At 71.2% G+C, this 18,485-nt stretch carries 15 protein-coding genes; 9 read left to right on the plus strand and 6 right to left on the minus strand.

Annotation, left to right across the window (positions count from 1 at the left end; translation table 11 throughout):
* Nucleotides 1–133: 133 nt before the first annotated feature.
* The 5 genes from ACWGLC_RS07885 to proB all read left to right on the plus strand — a co-directional run bounded on the left by ACWGLC_RS07885 (nt 134) and on the right by proB (nt 7,327).
* Nucleotides 134–3,730: an Rne/Rng family ribonuclease gene (locus tag ACWGLC_RS07885; RefSeq protein WP_452099370.1), complete on the plus strand. Its 3,597-nt coding sequence runs from the start codon at nt 134–136 to the stop codon at nt 3,728–3,730.
* A 239-nt stretch (nt 3,731–3,969) separates the two neighbouring features.
* A complete protein-coding gene (gene rplU, locus ACWGLC_RS07890) occupies nt 3,970–4,275 on the plus strand; it encodes a 50S ribosomal protein L21 (RefSeq protein ID WP_230929591.1) in 306 nt (101 codons plus the stop codon).
* Nucleotides 4,276–4,341: 66 nt separating this feature from the next.
* On the plus strand, nt 4,342–4,605 hold the full coding sequence (gene rpmA, locus ACWGLC_RS07895; protein ID WP_182633316.1) for a 50S ribosomal protein L27: 264 nt from the start codon (nt 4,342–4,344) through the stop codon (nt 4,603–4,605).
* Nucleotides 4,606–4,757: 152 nt separating this feature from the next.
* Nucleotides 4,758–6,218 carry a GTPase ObgE gene (gene obgE, locus ACWGLC_RS07900; protein WP_452099371.1) on the plus strand — a complete coding sequence of 487 codons (1,461 nt, stop codon included), beginning with the start codon at nt 4,758–4,760 and terminating at the stop codon, nt 6,216–6,218.
* On the plus strand, nt 6,215–7,327 hold the full coding sequence (proB, locus tag ACWGLC_RS07905) for a glutamate 5-kinase (RefSeq protein ID WP_452099372.1): 1,113 nt from the start codon (nt 6,215–6,217) through the stop codon (nt 7,325–7,327). The genes obgE and proB overlap by 4 nt, the downstream gene beginning before the upstream one ends.
* Nucleotides 7,328–7,329: 2 nt before the next feature.
* Here proB and ACWGLC_RS07910 read toward each other — a convergent pair whose 3' ends face one another.
* From ACWGLC_RS07910 to ACWGLC_RS07920, 3 genes are read right to left on the minus strand one after another with little or no spacing between them, the layout of a single operon-like run.
* Nucleotides 7,330–7,953 (minus strand): carbonic anhydrase, encoded by a 624-nt coding sequence (locus tag ACWGLC_RS07910; protein ID WP_452099374.1) that lies wholly within the window; start codon nt 7,951–7,953, stop codon nt 7,330–7,332.
* A 23-nt stretch (nt 7,954–7,976) separates the two neighbouring features.
* On the minus strand, nt 7,977–8,870 hold the full coding sequence (locus ACWGLC_RS07915; RefSeq protein WP_452099375.1) for a Sir2 family NAD-dependent protein deacetylase: 894 nt from the start codon (nt 8,868–8,870) through the stop codon (nt 7,977–7,979).
* The gene (locus tag ACWGLC_RS07920) at nt 8,870–9,670 is read right to left on the minus strand and encodes an MBL fold metallo-hydrolase (protein ID WP_452099376.1); all 801 of its coding nucleotides are present in this window, start codon (nt 9,668–9,670) and stop codon (nt 8,870–8,872) included. Before ACWGLC_RS07920 ends, ACWGLC_RS07915 begins: the two co-directional genes overlap by 1 nt.
* A gap of 23 nt (nt 9,671–9,693) precedes the next feature.
* Between ACWGLC_RS07920 and ACWGLC_RS07925 the strand changes: the two genes are divergently transcribed.
* Complete coding sequence (locus ACWGLC_RS07925) at nt 9,694–10,425, plus strand: AAA family ATPase (protein WP_452099377.1); 732 nt, start codon at nt 9,694–9,696, stop codon at nt 10,423–10,425.
* Between the two features lie 17 nt (nt 10,426–10,442).
* Entirely contained in the window at nt 10,443–12,263 is a 1,821-nt protein-coding gene (locus ACWGLC_RS07930) for an FAD-binding dehydrogenase (RefSeq protein ID WP_452099378.1), read from the plus strand.
* A 146-nt stretch (nt 12,264–12,409) separates the two neighbouring features.
* Here the strand turns inward: ACWGLC_RS07930 and ACWGLC_RS07935 are convergent, their stop codons facing one another.
* The 3 genes from ACWGLC_RS07935 to ACWGLC_RS07945 form a co-directional block, all read right to left on the minus strand.
* Complete coding sequence (locus ACWGLC_RS07935; protein WP_452099379.1) at nt 12,410–13,687, minus strand: RNA polymerase sigma factor; 1,278 nt, start codon at nt 13,685–13,687, stop codon at nt 12,410–12,412.
* Nucleotides 13,684–14,076 (minus strand): YciI family protein, encoded by a 393-nt coding sequence (locus ACWGLC_RS07940; RefSeq protein ID WP_452099380.1) that lies wholly within the window; start codon nt 14,074–14,076, stop codon nt 13,684–13,686. The genes ACWGLC_RS07935 and ACWGLC_RS07940 overlap by 4 nt, the downstream gene beginning before the upstream one ends.
* A gap of 106 nt (nt 14,077–14,182) precedes the next feature.
* A complete protein-coding gene (locus ACWGLC_RS07945; protein WP_452099381.1) occupies nt 14,183–16,366 on the minus strand; it encodes a RecQ family ATP-dependent DNA helicase in 2,184 nt (727 codons plus the stop codon).
* Between the two features lie 128 nt (nt 16,367–16,494).
* On the opposite strand from ACWGLC_RS07945, the gene ACWGLC_RS07950 reads away from it, so the two are divergent.
* Together ACWGLC_RS07950 and ACWGLC_RS07955 are read left to right on the plus strand one after the other, a co-directional pair.
* Nucleotides 16,495–17,106, plus strand: coding sequence for a class I SAM-dependent DNA methyltransferase (locus ACWGLC_RS07950; RefSeq protein WP_452099382.1), 612 nt, complete (start codon nt 16,495–16,497; stop codon nt 17,104–17,106).
* 83 nt (nt 17,107–17,189) lie between these two features.
* On the plus strand, nt 17,190–18,479 hold the full coding sequence (locus tag ACWGLC_RS07955) for a DUF222 domain-containing protein (RefSeq protein ID WP_452099383.1): 1,290 nt from the start codon (nt 17,190–17,192) through the stop codon (nt 18,477–18,479).
* Nucleotides 18,480–18,485 lie beyond the last annotated feature (6 nt).

Genomic DNA, 18,485 nt, shown 5'->3' on the forward strand with positions numbered 1-18,485 from the left:
ATCGGTACCGCGGACCAACAGACATCGCCCCGCCTCGGCGGGGCCGAGACCAGAAACGCCCGACCCCGTGCGGCGGCGTGGGTCACCGTGATCGGTGACGTGATCGCGCCCGGAGTCCGGCCAGAGGAGACACGTGTCGGATCCGAACCTGACCATCGACCATCTCAATGCGTTGCCCGAGAGGATGCGCGCACACGCGGCCGCCAAGGCCGTGGGCATGACGAGCAAGGAGTTCCTCGCCGCCATGTCCGGGATCGGCGTGGAGATCAAGAGCGCCCAGTCGGGCGTGACCCGCGAGGTGCTGCTCACCTGGTTCGAGGGCCGTCAGCGGGGTGCCGCAGGCTCGACGGACGCGGCTGCGGCGCCGGCGCCCGCAGCGGCCGAGCCCGAGACTGCCAGCGGCGCTGTCACCGGGGCCGGGGCCCCTGCGGCCCCGGCGAAGAAGACCCCTGCCAAGAAGGCCGCGGCGAAGAAGGCCCCGGCCCGGAAGTCCGCCCGGTCACAGGACCCGGCAGCGAAGGACCCGGCAGCGCAAGACTCGACTGCGGCGGGATCAGCTGCGGATACCGTCGCCACGGGCTCGACCGACCAGGTCACAACCGAGCCGGAGCCGGCCGCGAAGAAGGCCCCCGCACGCAAGCGCAGCGCCAAGAAGTCGACGGCGCCGCAGGCTGATACCTCGGCCCCCGCCACGTCCTCGGAGCGACCGGCGCTTCCCGAGGCGATCGTCACCGGCGAGGTCGGCTCGGCGGACTCCGGCAATCGGCGCCGCCGGTCCTCGGCCAGCCCGTCGTTCTCCCCGCTGTTCCTGTCCCCCGACGAGTCGGAGGGGCGCAGCAGTCGGGCGTCGGGTTCCGACCGGCCCGGCAGCGGTGATTCTGTTCGCGGCTCTGACGGTAGCGATGCGAGCGGCGACCAGGCGAGTCAGGACGACAACCGCGACGACGACGATCAGACGAGCCAGGGCGAGGGCGGAAATCGCCGCCGCAGGCGTGGTCGCCGTGGCCGCGGCCGTGGGCGTGGCGAGGGTGGCGACGACCAGAACCAGAACACCGACGACGACGCCACCGACCAGTCGGGCGACGGCTCGGGCACCGGCTCCGGCTCGGACACCGACGGGCACGAGGATGCCGACGGTAAGGACGACAAGTCGAACACCGGACGCGACGGCTCCGCCAGCACCGCGCCCGGCGCGAGCGACGACGCGGACAGCGGGACCGACTCGAACGACCCCGACTCCGACGACGCTTCGGACGGCTCGGATTCGTCGCCCTCGGGCTCGCGTCGCCGACGCCGTCGTCGTCGTCGCAGTGGGGGCTCCGGCTCCGGTTCCGACGACAACCAGGGCGCGGTCGACGACCCGCCCAACACCGAGATCCACGAGCGCGACGGCCGCCGGCGCTCCGGACGCGGGGGACAGGGCTCCGGCACCTCCACCGACGAGGTGCAGGGCATCACCGGTTCGACCCGCCTCGAGGCCAAGCGCCAGCGTCGCCGGGACGGCCGGGAGGCCGGCCGCCGCCGTCAGCCGATCCTGTCCGAGTCCGAGTTCCTCGCCCGGCGCGAGTCCGTGGACCGCGTCATGGTGGTGCGCGAGAAGCCGCGCGTCGACGGCAAGGGGATCATGACCCAGGTCGGCGTACTCGAGGACAAGGTGCTCGTCGAGCACTTCGTCACCACCGAGTCCGCGCGCTCGATGGTGGGCAACGTCTACCTCGGCCGCGTGCAGAACGTGCTGCCCAGCATGGAGGCGGCGTTCGTCGACATCGGGCGTGGCCGCAACGGCGTGCTGTACGCCGGGGAGGTCAACTGGGAGGCCGCCGGGCTGGGCGGCAAGGCCCGGCGTATCGAGCAGGCGCTCAAGCCCGGTGACATGGTTCTGGTGCAGGTCACCAAGGACCCGGTCGGGCAGAAGGGTGCCCGCCTGTCCACGCAGATCTCACTGGCCGGCCGCTTCCTGGTGTACGTGCCGGACGGCAACTCCGCTGGGATCTCGCGCAAGCTCCCGGATACCGAGCGGCGTCGCCTCAAGGCGATCCTCAAGGACGTTGTCCCCGAGGGCTCCGGCGTGATCATCCGCACGGCCGCCGAGGGCGTCAGCGAAGAGGAGATCGGCCGCGACGTCGAGCGTCTGGCCGGGCAGTGGACAGAGATCTCCGAGGACGCCGCCAAGCGGACCTCCTCCGGCGCCGGCAACCCCGTCGCGCTCTACGAGGAGCCCGACCTTCTGGTCAAGGTCGTGCGTGACCTGTTCAACGAGGACTTCACCAAGCTCGTCATCCAGGGCGAGACGTCGTGGAAGACCGTCCACGACTACGTCTCCCGCGTCGCTCCCGAGATGGTGGAGCGGCTCGAGCGCTACGACAACCCCGAGGTCGACGTGTTCGCCACCCACCGCGTGGACGAGCAGCTGGCCAAGGCGCTCGAGCGCAAGGTGTGGCTGCCGTCCGGCGGCTCGCTGGTCATCGACCGCACCGAGGCCATGACGGTCATCGACGTCAACACCGGCAAGTACACCGGTTCCGGCGGCAACCTCGAGGAGACCGTCACCAAGAACAACCTCGAGGCGGCCGAGGAGATCGTGCGGCAGCTGCGGCTGCGCGACGTCGGCGGCATGGTGATCATCGACTTCATCGACATGGTGCTGGAGGGCAACCGCGACCTCGTGCTGCGGCGCCTGACCGAGGCCCTCGGCCGCGACCGCACGCGTCATCAGGTCTCCGAGGTCACGTCGCTCGGACTGGTGCAGCTGACCCGGAAGAAGCTCGGTACCGGCCTGGTCGAGGCCTTCTCCACCCCGTGTGAGCACTGCCATGGCCGCGGCCTGATCGTGCACACCGACCCGATCCACACCGAGTCGCACAACGCCGACGAGCCGGGCACCCGCCGTGGCCGGCGCCGCGGCGGCAAGGGCGGCGATTCCGCGTCGTCCTCCTCCGAGCCTGCCGCGACCAAGCAGGCTCCGCGCAAGGACGGCCCGGCGCCGTCCGCGCACCCGGCCGCCCTGGCCATGGGGCGGCAGACGCCCGAGGCTGACGAGACGGCGACCGACGACGGTCGCGCGGAGAAGCCCGCGGCCGCGGCGTCCACGGCGGCGGAGAGCACCCCGGTGGTGGACGAGGCCACGTCCGCGACCGCGACGACGCCCGCGGACACGAGCTCCGCGGACACGGCTACCGACGCCGCGGCCGCGGCTGCGGCCGGGCCGACTCAGGCGACGGAGAAGGCCGACGAGGCCGACGACTCGTCCGTCGCGGAGTCCTCGGACGCCGCGGGGGCCACGCGTCCGACTCGCCGTCGCCGAGCGACCCGCCGGTCGACCTCGAGCGCACCGGCGCCGTCCACCGCCGCCCGGGACTCCGCGGCCGCAGAGCTCGCCGAGACCCCGCAGGCGGAGACCGCAGCGGTGGCCGAGGCCGCCGAGGCGGTCGCCAAGGTCTCGCCCGCCGACGGTGCCGCCGGCACCGCGGCAGGCGCAACCGCGGACGGTGGCTCGTCGGGCGCGCAGTCGGAAGGACAGTCGGGGCGCCGCCCGCGACGGCGGTCCGGTCGCCGCGAAGCCGGTGCCGCGGTTGCGGCCGCCGCGCCGGAGTCCGCCCCCGGGGCCCCGGCCGCCAAGGTCGAGGCAGCGGCGCTGACAGAGGCGCCGACAGCAGTGGTCGCGGAACCGCGTCAGCGTCCCGCCCGCCGCCGGGCGACTCGGTCCACGACCGCTCCCGGGGGCGCCTGAACGCAGGGGCGCGGAGCCGGTGGCACGGTCGGTTTGACCTGCTGTGCCACCGGACCGTAACCTTGACAGGTCGCTCGTCGCGGCGCTATGTCGCTGCGCGAAGAGTCGCGGGCCGGTCCTCCAGGGGATGGGCGTCTGCGATCCTGGCCGATGAGAGTCGGCGAGCAAGTAAGAACACCGCACACACGGTGTGGTCGCCCTGCGCGGCCGCACACCCGAGAAGCAAGGGGAAGCCCTCCATGTACGCGATCGTCAAGACCGGCGGCAAGCAGTACAAGGTCGCCGAAGGGGACCACGTCAAGGTCGAGAAGATCGAGGGCGAGGCCGGTACCTCCGTGTCGCTGTCCCCGATCCTCGTCGTCGATGGTGCTTCGGTCACCTCCGATGCGGACGCGCTGACCAAGGTCACCGTCTCCGCCGAGATCGTCGAGCAGACCAAGGGTCCCAAGATCCGGATCCACAAGTTCAAGAACAAGACCCGTTACCACAAGCGTCAGGGCCACCGTCAGAAGCTGACGGTCGTCAAGATCACCGGTATCAAGTAGTCGTCTCGGCCGGTACAGGCCACCAGCTCAGCGCCTCCGGGCGTGTTCCCCTAAGGAGGGACTGACATGGCAAGTAAGAAGGGCGCATCCAGCACCCGTAACGGTCGTGACTCCAACGCCCAGCGCCTCGGCGTGAAGCGCTTCGGTGGCCAGGAGGTCAACGCCGGCGAGATCCTGGTCCGCCAGCGCGGCACCAAGTTCCACCCGGGCGTGGGCGTCGGCCGTGGCGGAGACGACACGCTGTTCGCTCTCTCCGCCGGCGCGGTGGAGTTCGGCACCAAGCGTGGCCGCAAGACCGTGAACATCGTGCCCGCCGGCGCCGAGGCCTGACCCGGTAGCCACCACAGTCACGATTCGCCCTCGGGGGCCGGGCGGGGTCTGATGACTCCACACCCGGCCCCCGAGAGCATTTATCGGGCAGTATCGGACTACGCATCCACTGACCCGACCCCCACCGGCCACCACCAGGAGGAGCCCACACCATGTCGAGATTCATCGACCGCGTAGTCCTCCACCTCGCCGCGGGGGACGGCGGCAACGGCTGCACCTCCGTGCACCGTGAGAAGTTCAAGCCGCTCGGCGGCCCCGACGGCGGCAACGGCGGCCGCGGCGGAGACGTGGTGCTCGTGGTGGACCCCCAGGTCCACACGCTGCTCGACTTCCACTTCCGCCCCCACGCCCGTGCCGGAAAAGGCCAGCCCGGGATGGGTGGGAACCGAAACGGCGCCAACGGTGACGATCTCGTGTTGGCGGTACCGCCGGGCACCGTCGTCCTCGGCTCGGACGGCGAGCCGATCGCCGACATGGTCGGGGCCGGCACCCGGTTCGTCGTCGCCGAGGGCGGCAAGGGCGGCCTGGGCAACGCCGCGCTCGCCTCGCGCTCGCGTAAGGCCCCGGGCTTCGCGCTGCTGGGGGAGCCCGGCGGCGTCTTCGATGTCACCCTCGAGCTCAAATCGATGGCGGACGTCGGGCTGGTCGGCTTCCCGTCGGCGGGCAAGTCGTCACTGATCTCGGTGATCTCGGCCGCCAAGCCCAAGATCGCCGACTACCCGTTCACCACCCTCGCGCCCAACCTCGGCGTGGTCTCGGTGGGGGATGACACCATCACCATCGCTGACGTTCCCGGGCTGATCCCCGGCGCCAGCGACGGACGCGGCCTCGGCCTCGACTTCCTGCGCCACATCGAGCGCACCGCGGTCCTCGCCCACGTGGTGGACTGCGCGAACCTGGAGTCCGACCGCGACCCGATCTCCGACGTCGACGCCCTCGAGGCCGAGCTCGCCGCCTACCAGTCCGAGCTCACCGACGCCGGCATGGGCCACCTGGCGGACCGGCCCCGCGTGGTGGTGCTCAACAAGATCGACGTGCCCGACGCCGCCGACATGGCCGAGATGGTCCGCGGCCACTTCGAGGCCAAGGGCTGGCCCGTGTACGCGATCTCGGCGGTGGCCCACAAGGGCCTCGACGAGCTCAAGTTCGGCCTGTACGAGTTGGTCAAGGCCCACCGCAAGGCCAACCCGCCCGCGGCCCCCGAGCGGATCGTGCTGCGGCCCAGGGCCGTCGATGCGGACCAGTTCGATATCCGGCGCGACCCGGACGAGCCCGACGGCTTCATCGTGCTCGGCGCCAAGCCGGAGCGATGGATCCGTCAGACCGACTTCGCCAACGACGAGGCCGTGGGCTTCCTCGCCGATCGCCTGGCGCGCCTGGGGGTGGAAGAGGCGCTCATCAAGGCCGGAGCCGAGGAGGGTTGCTCCGTCACGATCGGTGACGTCTCGTTCGAGTGGGAGCCGCAGACCCCGGCCGGCGTGGACCTCATGCGGATCGGTCGCGGTACCGACATGCGCTTCGAGTCGACCGATCGCGTGGGTGCCTCCGAACGCAAGTACCGCAAGCACGTCCGTCGCGGTCTCATCGACCCGGACGAGGAGACCCTCGAGTGACGGTCGAGTCGGAGCTTCGCCGCCGGATCGGGACCGCCCGACGAGTGGTGGTGAAGATCGGCTCCTCGGCCATCACGAGCTTCCACGGCGGGATCCGCCGTGCTGAGCTCGACGCTCTCGCCGACGTCTGCCAGGCCCGCATGGCGGCGGGCTCGGACGTCTTCGTTGTCTCCTCCGGGGCGATCGGGGCCGGGATGGCCCCGCTGCGGATGCCCGCGCGCCCCACGACCCTGTCCGCCAAGCAGGCCGCCGCCAGCGTCGGCCAACTGGAGTTGGCGCGGGCGTGGGGTGACTCGTTCGCCAGGCACGACCGGGTGGTCGGGCAGGTGCTGCTCACCGCCGCCGACATCGGGCGACGCGACAGCGCGGCCAACGCCCAACGGACCCTGGACCGGTTACGGACGCTGAGCGCTGTCCCGGTGATCAATGAGAACGACACCGTGGCCACCAACGAGATCAGGTTCGGGGACAACGACCGGTTGGCGGCCCTCGTCGCACACCTGATCAGTGCCGACGCACTCATCCTGCTCTCGGACGTCGATGCGCTGTACGACTCCGATCCACGCAAGGGCGACGCCAGGGCCGTCACGATGGTCGGCGAGGCGGGCGATCTCGACGGCGTGATCGCCGGCCCCGGCGGTGCGCTGGGCACCGGGGGGATGGCCTCGAAGCTCGCCGCGGCCCGCCTCGCGGCCGACGCCGGGGTGCCCGTCCTTCTCACGGCCGCCGAGCGTGCCGCCGAGGCCCTCGCCGCCGAACCGGGAGTGGGCACGGTGTTCGCGCCGCGCCCCGAGCGGATGTCGGCGCGCCGGTTCTGGGTGCGTCACGCCGCGGACACGAGTGGCTCGGTGGCGCTCGACGACGGTGCGGTGCGGGCGATCACCGGAGCACGCCGTTCGCTGCTGTTGGCCGGCGTGACCGGGGTTGAGGGCCTGTTCCACTTCGGGGACGTGATCGAGATGCACGACCAGGCGGGTCGAGCGGTGGCCCGGGGCATCGCCCAGTACGACTCGGTCGAGGTCCGGACCCGGCTGGCCGAGCGCGAGTCCGGCGCTGCCGCGGGGCAGGGCCGCCCCCTGGTGCACGCGGACGACCTCGTCGCCCTCTGATTTCAGAGCCCGTCGACCTGTCCCTCGGTGTGGACCGGGGTCACCGTGCCCTCTTCGAGGTTGTAGAGCGCGCCGACGATCGCGGTGCGTCCCTCGGTGATCGCGCGGTCGACAGCGGCGGACTTCTCCCGGATCGCGGTGACGGTCTGACGGACGTTCTCGATGACGATGTCCTGGTACCCGGCCTCCGGGTCACGGCGCGCCTCGAACACGGCGGGCGCGATGCGCTCCACGACGTCCCGCAGATAGCCCGACGGCGTGGAGTGCGAGTCGATCGCCTTGATCGTCGCGCCGACCGCGCCGCACGAGGTGTGGCCCAGCACCAACGTCAGCGGGATGCGCAGCGCGTCGACCCCGAACTCGACCGACCCGAGCACCGACGGGTCCACGATGTGGCCGGCGTTGCGGATCACGAACAGGTCGCCGAGCCCCTGGTCGAACACGACCTCGGCGGGCACGCGCGAGTCGGAGCAGCCGAAGACCTGGGCGAACGGGTTCTGCTGTCCGGCGAGCTCGGCGCGACGCGAGGGCGCCTGGTGCTCGTTGAGGTTCTCTCCGGCCACGTAGCGGGCGTTGCCGCGGAGGAGTCGTGCCAGGGCTGTCTCGGGTGTCGTCGCGATCTGCATACCCCTAGTGTGCTCCTCGCCGGTCACTCCGGATCCGGCAGGGCGGCATCGGTGAGTTCGAGTACCTCCACGCAGTCGCCGTCGATGGTCAGGGTCGCCTCGTCGTGCGCACGGGTGCGCCCGCGGTTGAGAACCGCGACGGGCTTGCCGGTGGTCACCGCCCGCCGCACGAACCGGTATCCGGACCGGACGGTGAGAGACGATCCGACGACGACGACAACGTCGGATTCGTCCACAAGAGCGTTCGCCTCCTGCACGCGGGCGGCCGGGACGTTCTCGCCGAAGTAGACGATGTCTGGTTTGAGCATCCCCGCACAGCCGGGGCAGTCCACCATCCGGAAGCCGGCGGTGTCGTCCAGGACGGCGTCCGCATCGGGGGCCACCTCGATCGCACCGCGTGACGCGACGCGTTCGGCGAAGTCCGGGTTGAGGGCCTCGAGGTCATCGTGCAGCGCCCACCGGCTGCGGCGGGCCCCGCAGCCCAGGCAGGTGACGACCGCGTACGTGCCGTACAGGTCCACGATCCGGCGGCTGCCCGCCTTGAGATGCAGCAGGTCCACGTTCTGGGTGATGACGCCCGAGACCAGGCCACGACGCTCCCAGTCGGCCAGCAGCAGATGCGCCGCGTTGGGGCGGGCGGCCTCCATGTGGCGCCAGCCGAGGTGATTGCGGGCCCAGTAGTGACGGCGGAAGCCCGGATCACCCACGAACTGCTGGTACGTCATCGGGGTGCGGCCGGGGGAATCCGGCCCCCGGTAGTCGGGGATCCCGGACGGCGTGGAGATCCCGGCGCCGGTCACGATCACAGCCCGGCGACCCCGCAGCAACCCGGCCAGAGCGGCGGCCCGCTCGGCCGGATCGCGGTCCGGCGCGGTGCGCTCGGCGGGGGTCCAGGCGGTCTCTCGGACCCTGACCATCACAGGCCCCCGGGCCCCGAGGGGTCGTGCGCGCACACCACGTCCAGGGTGTCGGCCCGTCGCCGCGCGAGCGCGGCCAGACCGGAGTGCGTCATCGCGATCGCGCCCGGCTCGAGCGCGAACGCCCGCTCCTGGAGGGGGATCACGGCAGGTGTCCGGGCCGACGGGTCGATCTGGCCGCGATGGTAGAAGGCATCACCCGCGTGGAGGACGTCCTTGCCGACGGGTGTCTCGTCGTCGTCATCGTGGCCGGCGCCCGCGCCACCCGGCACAAACACGCCGGCGTGACCCGTGGTGTGGCCCGGCAGATCGACGAACATCATCCCCTCGGCGATGTGGTCCAGGGACAGCATGCGGAACCCCTCCCACCTGTCGGACCCGAACTCGTACTCGGCGAAGTTCGGCCCGTGCGCCAGCTGGGCGCGCCGGTATCGGCGACGCTCGACGAACCGCGGCAAGCGCACCGCCCGGGTCAGACCCTGCGTGGTGACGTGCAAGGTCGCGTCCGGGAAGTCGGCCAGGCCGCCGATGTGGTCGACATCGAAATGCGTCAGCACGATGTGTCGGACGTCGCGCGGGTCCAGGCCCAGCGCCCCGATGCGGTGTACAGCCGTCTCCGCCGGATCCAGCGCCGGGCGCACGAGGTGCCGCAGCGGACCCAGCCGACCGGCCGGATCCGCGATGTCCTGCAGGCCGATGCCGGAGTCGACCAGCACCAGCCCGCCCGGCGCCTCCACCAGCAGGACGCGAGTGGGGGAGATGCCCGCCATGGTGCCGCAGTTGAGCTGGTGGATACGCATGGCAGGAACGGTACCGTGGCCACGTGCGCCATGACTCCGTGCTGGACCCCCGGCCCGTCGTGTCCGTCTCGGCAGCCCCGGGTCTCGCGGGCCCGACGGAGGGCTGGCCGTACTCGTTCCCCGCCGTGGTGCACCTGCTCCGCGACGGTCTGGAACTCGACGACCTCACCGTGCTGGTGGGCGAGAACGGGACCGGTAAGTCGACGATCGTCGAGGCCGTGGCCATGGCGTACGGGCTGGGCGCCGAGGGCGGATCCGTCAACGGCAGGGACGTAACCTGGGCCTCGGAGTCGCCGCTGCACGAGTCACTGCGACTGGTGCGGGGCGGGGCGGCGTCGAAGTGGGGATACTTCCTGCGCGCCGAGACGATGCACGGCATGTTCACCTACCTGCAGTCCAGCGGCCCGGAGCAGGATTTCCACGCCCGAAGTCACGGGGAGGCGTTCTGGGACATCCTCTCGACCTCGCGTTTTGATGGCGGCGGACTGTTCGTCCTGGACGAGCCCGAGGCCGGACTGTCGTTCGACGCGCAGCTCAGGTTGGTCGCGCTGCTGCTCGAACTGGCCGACCGTCGGGGTGCGCAGGTGCTGATGGCCACCTACTCGCCGATCCTCGCCTCCGTGCCCGGCGCCGCCGTCTACGAACTCTCCGATTCGGGGATGCACCGGGCCCGCTGGAAGGACCTGGCGATGGTCGACCACCACCGCAGGTATCTCGAGGCGCCGGAGAGATACCTGCGGTATCTGCTGGGGTGACGGGGCACACTGGACCCATGACCAATTCCGCATCCCGCCCCGGCCGGACCACGGGCGAGGCCAGGCCCGTCCACCCCGTCTACCCCGCGTGGCAGCCGCCGTCGACGTCGCGCGCGGCCAACGCCGGCCCGCTGCCCGCGCCCGAGCCGGGGTTCGAGCCGGACATCATCGTGGTGGGGCACGGACTCGCCGGTCTGGTCGCCACCTACGAGGCGAGCCGTGCGGGCAAGAAGGTGCTGGTGGTGGACCAGGAGAACGAGAAGAACCTCGGTGGCCAGGCCTTCTGGTCGCTCGGCGGGCTGTTCATGGTGGACACCCCCGAGCAGCGGCGGATCGGGATCTCCGACTCCCTCGAACTCGCCTGGCGGGACTGGCTCGGCTCCGCCGCGTTCGACCGCCCCGAGGACGCGCGGCCGCGCGAATGGGCGCGCGCCTACGTCGAGTTCGCGGCCGGGGAGAAGCGCCGGTACCTCCACGATCTGGGGCTGCGGATCGTCCCCACCGTCGGCTGGGCGGAGCGCGGCGGCGGGGAGGTCGACGGCCACGGCAACTCCGTCCCGCGCTTCCACGTGACCTGGGGGACCGGTCCGGAGGTGGTGCGCGTGTTCGAGGAGCCCGTCCGCGACGCCGCCCGGGAGGGTCGGGTCCGGTTCGCCGTGCGGCACCGGGTGGACGAGATCGTGGTCGAAGACGGCCGCGCCGTGGGCGTGCGCGGCGCGACGCTGGTGCCCTGCGATCTCGACCGCGGCGTGGCCTCCCCCCGCGAGGAGACCGGCGAGTTCGAGTTCCGCGCCAAGGCGGTGCTGCTGTCGTCGGGTGGCATCGGCGGCAACCCGGATCTCGTGCGGAAGTACTGGCCCACCGCCAAGCTCGGCGAGGCACCGAGGGACCTGATCGTGGGCGTCCCCGAGCACGTGGACGGGCGGATCCTCGAGATCTCCGCGGACGCCGGCGCCAACCTGATCAACCGGGACCGCATGTGGCACTACACGGAGGGCGTGGCCCATTTCGCGCCCATCTGGCCCTCGCACGCCATCCGGATCATCCCCGGCCCGTCCACCCTGTGGCTGGACGGCAACGGCGACCGCATGCCCGTGCCGCTGTTCCCCGGCTACCACACCACCGCCTCCATCGAGGCCATCCGCAGAGCCGGGCACGACTACTCGTGGTTCATCCTCGACTCGTCCATCGCCGGTAAGGAGTTCATCCTGTCGGGGTCCGAGCAGAACCCGGAGCTGACCGACAAGAGTCTCAAGAAGTTCGCCTCCAAGGCCGGGAGCGGGCTGCCGCCGTCGATCGCCGACTTCACCGAGAAGGGGGTCGACTGGGTGGTGGCCGACTCCATCGAGGAACTCGTGGCCGGGATGAACGAGCTGGTGAACGAGGACGAGCCCGAGCTGGATCTGGAGAGGGTTCGAGAGTTCGTACTGGCGATGGACGGACAGATGGACAACCCGTTCGCCAAGGACGCTCAGGTCCAGGCGATTCACAACGCCCGTCGTGTGCTCACCGACAAGCTCACGAGGATGGCCAAGCCACATCGTCTGCTCGCCGATTCCGGGCCGGGCAAGGGGTCCGCGGCGGGTTCCCGTGGGCCGTTGATCGCGGTCAAGGTGCACCTGATGACCCGCAAGACGCTCGGCGGGATCGAGACCACGCTCGATTCGCAGTGCGTGGCCGAGGACGGGCAGCCGTTCCCGGGCCTCTATGCGGCGGGCGAGGTTGCCGGCTTCGGCGGTGGCGGCGTGCACGGCTACAACTCGCTCGAGGGCACGTTCCTCGGCGGCTGCATCTTCTCGGGGCTCAAGGCCGGCCGCGCGATGGCACGGGACGTCTGAGCGATTGCACGATGTGATCGAGGCTGTGGCAGCACCCATAACGGCCGGCATGCTCGTGCGCGGTTCGGACATCGGTCGACCGATCGAGTTCGGCGCCGGGGGCGTTCCTGGGACTCCGGTCCGCCGATTCGCGTGGGTCGGCACGGTCACATGGGTGGGGCAGAGGCGTCGCCGCCGGTAGCGGAGGCCAGTCGCGCGCGAATGGCTTCGAGGTGCCGCCGAGCAGTCGGTTCTGTCGTCAGGACGATTGCTCGGGCGTAGGCCTCGACGGCCTGGCCGGGACGACCGACTTCGGCGAGAAGGGCGGCGCGGGCGGCCACGGCGGGCTGGAATCGTTCGGCCCGGTCGCCGATCCGATCGAGGATCGCGAGCCCCGCCTCCGGGCCGTCGCAGCGCGCGGTCGCCACGGCGAGCGCCACCGCGCCTCCTGTGGAGGGCCACGACTCCTGAAGCCCGGAGTGGAGTCGACGGATCGCCTCCCAGTCGGTCGTCCCGGTACGTCGCCGTGCACAGTGAACCGCCTGGATCGCCGCCTGAAGCCGGTATGGGCCGGGTGAGGTCGACGTTCCCGCCGCCCTCAGATGCTCTTCGCCGCGATGGAGGAGCGCGTGGTCCCATGTCGTCGTGTCCTGACGGTCGAGCGGTACGAACTCTCCGCGCTTGTCAATCCGCGACCTCCTCCGCGCGGCGGACAGGCAGAGTAACGCGGCCAGTCCGTGGGATTCGGGGTCGTCAGGGACCAGGTCGGTGAGCAGCTCGGCCAGAAAGAGAGCCTCATCCGCGAGCCCGTCGCGGTGCGTCGTGGCGGAGTGCATCCAATCCACAGAATATGCACCATAGATCGCGTCGCGAATCGCCTCGAGCCTGCCCGGCAACTCATCGACGCCGGGTTGCTCGAACCGGAGGTCCGACGACTTGATCCGCTTCTTGGCCCGTGTCAGTCGTGCCGCCATGGTCGCGGTCGGGACCAGGAGCAAGGCCCCGATCCGTCCGGCACTGAGCCCGAGCACGGTATTGAGCATGAGCGGTGTACGGGCGACTGGATCGATGGCAGGGTGTGCGGCTACTGCCAGCAGCGTCATGCGCCTATCGGGAATCTCGAGGGCGGCGTCCTCGACGGTCCCGGTTCGCGCTGTCGGAACTCCTGAAATCCCTCCCCGGTCGCGGGCCAGGCCTGGGGTAGTGACCTCGTCATCGAGGCACGTCGTCCGTGCAGCTCCCCGCCACCCGTCGCGACGTCGGTTCCGGGCCACAGTGAACAACCACGCCTCGGGATTGGCGGGTACACCGGTCGTCGGCCACTCGCGAAGTGCCTTCTCCACGGCGTCGGAGAACGCGTCCTCGGCCGCGGCGAGGTCTCCGTCCGGGGCCGCGAGGAGGGCGAGCAGCCGTGGGCGGGCGTTCCGGACGAGGTTCGCGATCATTCCGGGGAGCAGGGAATCTGCCAGCCATCTTGGTCCGCGAAGACTGCGACCGGGCGGATCTCGACAACCCCGTAGGAGCCTCCGGGGAACTTCTCCGCCCAGGCTAACGCGGCGTCGTGGCCCGCCACCTCGAGTAGGAAAACCCCGGCCAGCGATTCCTTGACCTCGGCGAATGGGCCGTCCTCGATGACAGTCGAGCCGGTCCGTCGGGTCACGGTGGTCGTCGCGGAAGTCGGCTCGAGCATCTCGGCGGAGATCAGAACACCGGCGTCGGTGAGTGCCGTGACGTAGTCGTTCATGAGCTGCTGCATCTCGGCGATCTGCTCGTCGGTGGGGCGTGGCCCGCTCTCGTCGAGTTCCGGGGCATGGAAAATCAGTGAATATCGCATGGGGGTGATCCTTCCTCGTGATCGGTCGCCTCTCGACCGGCTCGGATGATGACGATCGACTCTGCCCGAAATCGACATCCGGGCCGAGAATTTTCTCCGGATACGGTCAGGTCTCCGCGGCCACAGCAAAGGGCAGGACGTCCGAAGCGCCGGTCTCGCGCAGGTGCCGCGCCGCCTCGGTGACGGTCCAGCCGGTTCCCAAGACGTCCGTGACCAGCAGGACCGGCCCGTCGTCGGCTGTGCCGCCAGCCGCATCGTCGGTGGCCGCCGGCCCGGCGAGCGTGCCCCAGAGCTGGGCCACCCGGTAGGCCGAGTTCTGGGCGGTCACCGGCGGCAGTGCCTCGTCGCGGGTGAGCTCGCCGAGGTAGGTCATCCGCCCCATCTGCGACAGCGCGCGGGCCAGGCTCGACACGAATAGAGGATGCTCGCCGGTGCGGAGGGCGACGACGCCGGTGGGTCGCTCAGCCCAGCCCCACTCGCGCAGCACCGGAACGCAGGCCCGGACGAGCCATTCCGGGGCGTCCTGATCCGCCTCGGCGAGCAGCGCCCGCAGCTTCTGACCGAGCCCGAGATCGGTCAATCGCGCGAGCGCACGGCCCTCGGCGGGCCCGTCAGCGATCTTGCCCTTGAGCGGGATGTCGAGCTTCGCCAGCCCTGTGGGCCACTGGCGTCGCGGTGGGAGCACCACGCCGGGACGTTCGAGCGCCTCCCGTGCCCGGGTCAGCGCGGCCTCCTCGACGGTGGTCTCGCGTCGCTGCCCGGTGCAGTTGTCGCAGCGTCCGCACCCACCGGCGGCCGGGTCGAGCGTGGGATCGTCGAGTTCAGCGCGCAGGTAGTCCATGCGGCAGCCGGCAGTGCGGATGTACTCGAGCATCGCCAGCTGCTCGGACCGCCGTGCCTCCGCCAGGCCCGCGTATCGCTCGGCGTCGTACTCCCACGGCTGTCCGGTGGCCACCCAGCCACCGCGTACCCGCCGGACCGCGCCGTCCACGTCGAGAACCTTGAGCACCATCTCCAGGCGTGTCCGGCCCAGGTCCACGGCCGGTTCGAGGGCCTGCGTGGACTGCGGCCGATCCGGCGCGAGCGCGTCGAGCACCCGTCGCACGACGTCCTCGGGCGGGAACGCCAGTGAAGCGAAGTGGTTCCAGATCGCGCGGTCCTCCGGTCCAGGAATGAGCACCACGTCGGCGCGGTCCGCAGCGCGGCCGGCACGGCCGATCTGCTGGTAGTAGGAGATCGGCGACGGCGGCGCGCCCAGATGCACCACGAAGCCCAGGTCCGGTTTGTCGAAGCCCATCCCCAGCGCGGAGGTGGCCACGAGCGCCTTGACCTCGTTGTCCAACAACGCGCGCTCCAATTCTTCGCGTTCGCCCGCATCGGTGCGTCCGGTGTACGCGCTCACCCGGTGTCCGGCGGAGGTGAGGAGCTCGGCCATATCCTGGGCCGCCGCGACGGTCAGGCAGTAGATGATCCCGCTGCCCTGCAGCGTCTCGAGGTTCTCCACCAGCCAGGCGGCCCGCTTCTCCGAGTCGTCGATCGAGACCACAGAGAGGTGCAGCGACTCGCGGTCGAGGCCGCCGCGGAGCACCAGGGTGTCCGGGTGGCCCGCCGAACCCGTGGCCCCCGGCGTGCCCACGCCCAGCTGCTGGGCGACATCCCGCACCACCCGGTCGTTGGCCGTGGCGGTGGTGGCCAGCACGGGCACGCCCTCGGGGAGGTCGGCCAGCAGTGTCCGGATTCGCCGGTAGTCGGGCCGGAAATCGTGACCCCAATCCGACACGCAGTGCGCCTCGTCGACCACCACGAGTCCCGCATCGGCGGCCAGCGCCGGCAGGACGGTGTCCCGGAAGTCCGGGTTGTTGAGCCGCTCGGGGCTCACGAGCAGCACATCCACCTCGCCGGCCCGCACCGACGCCCGGACCTCGTCCCACTCGGTCATGTTGGCCGAGTTGATGGTGGCCGCCCGCACCCCGGCCCGTGCCGCGGACTCGACCTGGTTACGCATCAACGCCAGCAGCGGCGAGACGATCACCGTCGGACCGGAGCCCAGTTCGCGCAGCAGGCGTGCCGCGATGAAATAGACGGCCGACTTGCCCCAGCCGGTGCGCTGCACGACCAGCGCACGACGCCGATCCGCGACCAGCGCCTCGATGGCCGTCCACTGGTCCTCGCGCAGCCTCGCGCCCGGACCGGCGAGGGCGGACAGCAGCTCATCCGCCCGGGATCGCAGGGCCGCGCGGTCGGGGGCGGTGGTGCTGACGGAAGCGGGGGTGGAGATCATGACGCCCATCGTGCCCCAGACCTCCGACAGTGCCGGGCCGGTGTGTGGACGGCGTTGTCGTCGTCGCCCGTGTTCCTCGTCCGGCCGCGCTCACCCACCCGAGCGCGCCGCACCGTTTGCGGGTCCATACTGGCGACATGACACAGACCTGGAAGAACATCGTGGCCGCCAACCCCGATCACTCGCGCAACTACGCGCAGCGTTGGGACGACATGGTCGCCGAGGGCGTGGACATCGACGGTGAGGCGCGGCTCGTCGACGCCATGGCCCCGCGCGGCGCCCGGATCCTCGACGTGGGGTGCGGGCAGGGTCGGATGGGCATCTATCTGCACGCGCGTGGCCACCTGGTCTCGGGGGTGGACCTGGATCCGTACCTCATCGAGAGGGCGCGCGAGGCCTGTCCGGACGCGACGTGGGAGGTCGCCGATCTCGCCGACGACGGCTGGGCGGCCGGACCGTTCGACCTGGCGGTCTCGGCGGGCAATGTGCTGGCGTTCGTCGACCCTGCCGACCGACCCGCGGTGCTGGCCAACCTCGCCGCGCGGATCGCGCCGGCGGGCGAGGGCGCGGCGGGACGGCTCGTCGTGGGGTTCGGCCTGGACCGCGGTTGGACCCGGGAGGAGTTCGATGCCGAGGCCGAGCGCGCGGGCATGCGGGTGGAGCAGCGGTGGTCGACGTGGGATCTGCGGCCCTTCACCGCCGACAGTGGGTTCATGGTGGCCGTCCTGGTGCGCTCAGCGGCAGCGTAAGCGCAGGTAGGGTAGCTAAGTAGGTTATCTGATCGATATCGCGTGTTCGAACGGACGTTCGGTCGTGGCGGTAGCATGGGGTCATGATCGAGGACCTGGTGGGGGCGACGACGACGAGCGTGTGCGAGCTCTCAACCGTGTGCTGGGCCGAGGTGGACGCCTCCGAGCTCCCCGGGGTGCTGCGGCGACTCGAGGAACTCTCCCGCCGGCTTGATGCCATCAATGCCGCAGGGGCGGCAGAGGCGGCGGCCCGGGCCCAACGCGAAGGGAGGTCGGTCTCGTCAACGGCGACCGGTCTCGGCAAGGAGCTCGGACTGACGGCCGGGCAGTGCAGGTCTCGGATCGAGGCGGGGCGTCGCGAAGGTTCCCCGGCCATGGCCTCGCACCGGCGGGGCCGGATCACCGCGGGGCAGGAACGCGCGATCGGTGAGGCGGTCGCCGAGCTGCCAGAGGGCACCCCGGACGAGGCTCGCCGCGACTTCTCGCGGCACCTCACCGCATTGGCGGAGGCCGGGGCGAGCGTGCGTGCGCTCACCGCGGCAGCGGCGCGAGAGCTGGCGACAGCCGACCCGGGCCGACTCGACAGGCTCGAAGAGCAGCAGCAGAAGCGCCGCGAACTGCGTGCACACCGGGCCGGCCTCGACGGGCTCGCCACCGTGGGGATCACGTGCGAGCCCCGGCTGCAGGCTCTCCTCGCCGCGGTGATCGCCCGCTTCGGCGCGCCGGGCCAGTGCGTCTCTGCGCCGGATGACCCGGCTGCGGGTGAGGCGGCCGACCCCGACGAGATCGCGCAGGCGGACACGCGCACCAGCGGGCAGCGGGCCTACGACGCGCTGTGTCACGTGCTCTCGCTGGGGCTGGCCGTCGAGCCCGGAGCGACCCGCGGCGTGGCCGCCATCGTCGTCCGGCTGACCCCCGAGCAGCTCGACTCCGTGGAATCCGGCGAGCAGGGCGGGCTGGTCGAGACCGATGGCGGTACCCAGCTCAGCGCGGCGCAGGCGGTCTCCCTCGCCGGCCGCCGTTCCTGGTTCCTGTCGGCGCTGCGTGACGGGCGCGAGGAGCTGCGGCGGATCGACATCGACCGGGGCCGAGACCGGCGGCTGGCCAGCGCGATACAACGGCTCGTTCTCTACGCGGCCCACGGCGGGTGCACTCACCCCGGATGCGAACGGCCCGCGGCCGGCTGTCAGGCGCACCACGTCGTGGAATGGTCCGAGGGCGGCCCCACGACCCTGCCCAACCTGGCGCTGGTGTGTCCGATCCATCACGGGTGGATCGGCGTCGGCCCCGACTCGTGGCGGACGGTGCCTGATCCGGCCCGGCCGGGCCGACCGCTCTGGATCCCGCCCGGCACACCCGCGAGGGCGGCGTGAGCGGTC

The sequence above is a fragment of the Dietzia sp. NPDC055877 genome (assembly GCF_053615975.1).

Coding starts and splice junctions, on each gene's coding strand:
- rplU (WP_230929591.1), top strand. CDS start 3,970: ATGTACGCGATCGTCAAGACCGGCGGCAAGCAGTACAAGGTCGCCGAA.
- rpmA (WP_182633316.1), top strand. CDS start 4,342: ATGGCAAGTAAGAAGGGCGCATCCAGCACCCGTAACGGTCGTGACTCC.
- obgE (WP_452099371.1), top strand. CDS start 4,758: ATGTCGAGATTCATCGACCGCGTAGTCCTCCACCTCGCCGCGGGGGAC.
- ACWGLC_RS07910 (WP_452099374.1), bottom strand. CDS start 7,953: ATGCAGATCGCGACGACACCCGAGACAGCCCTGGCACGACTCCTCCGC.
- ACWGLC_RS07915 (WP_452099375.1), bottom strand. CDS start 8,870: ATGGTCAGGGTCCGAGAGACCGCCTGGACCCCCGCCGAGCGCACCGCG.
- ACWGLC_RS07920 (WP_452099376.1), bottom strand. CDS start 9,670: ATGCGTATCCACCAGCTCAACTGCGGCACCATGGCGGGCATCTCCCCC.
- ACWGLC_RS07930 (WP_452099378.1), top strand. CDS start 10,443: ATGACCAATTCCGCATCCCGCCCCGGCCGGACCACGGGCGAGGCCAGG.
- ACWGLC_RS07935 (WP_452099379.1), bottom strand. CDS start 13,687: ATGATCGCGAACCTCGTCCGGAACGCCCGCCCACGGCTGCTCGCCCTC.
- ACWGLC_RS07940 (WP_452099380.1), bottom strand. CDS start 14,076: ATGCGATATTCACTGATTTTCCATGCCCCGGAACTCGACGAGAGCGGG.
- ACWGLC_RS07945 (WP_452099381.1), bottom strand. CDS start 16,366: ATGGGCGTCATGATCTCCACCCCCGCTTCCGTCAGCACCACCGCCCCC.
- ACWGLC_RS07950 (WP_452099382.1), top strand. CDS start 16,495: ATGACACAGACCTGGAAGAACATCGTGGCCGCCAACCCCGATCACTCG.
- ACWGLC_RS07955 (WP_452099383.1), top strand. CDS start 17,190: ATGATCGAGGACCTGGTGGGGGCGACGACGACGAGCGTGTGCGAGCTC.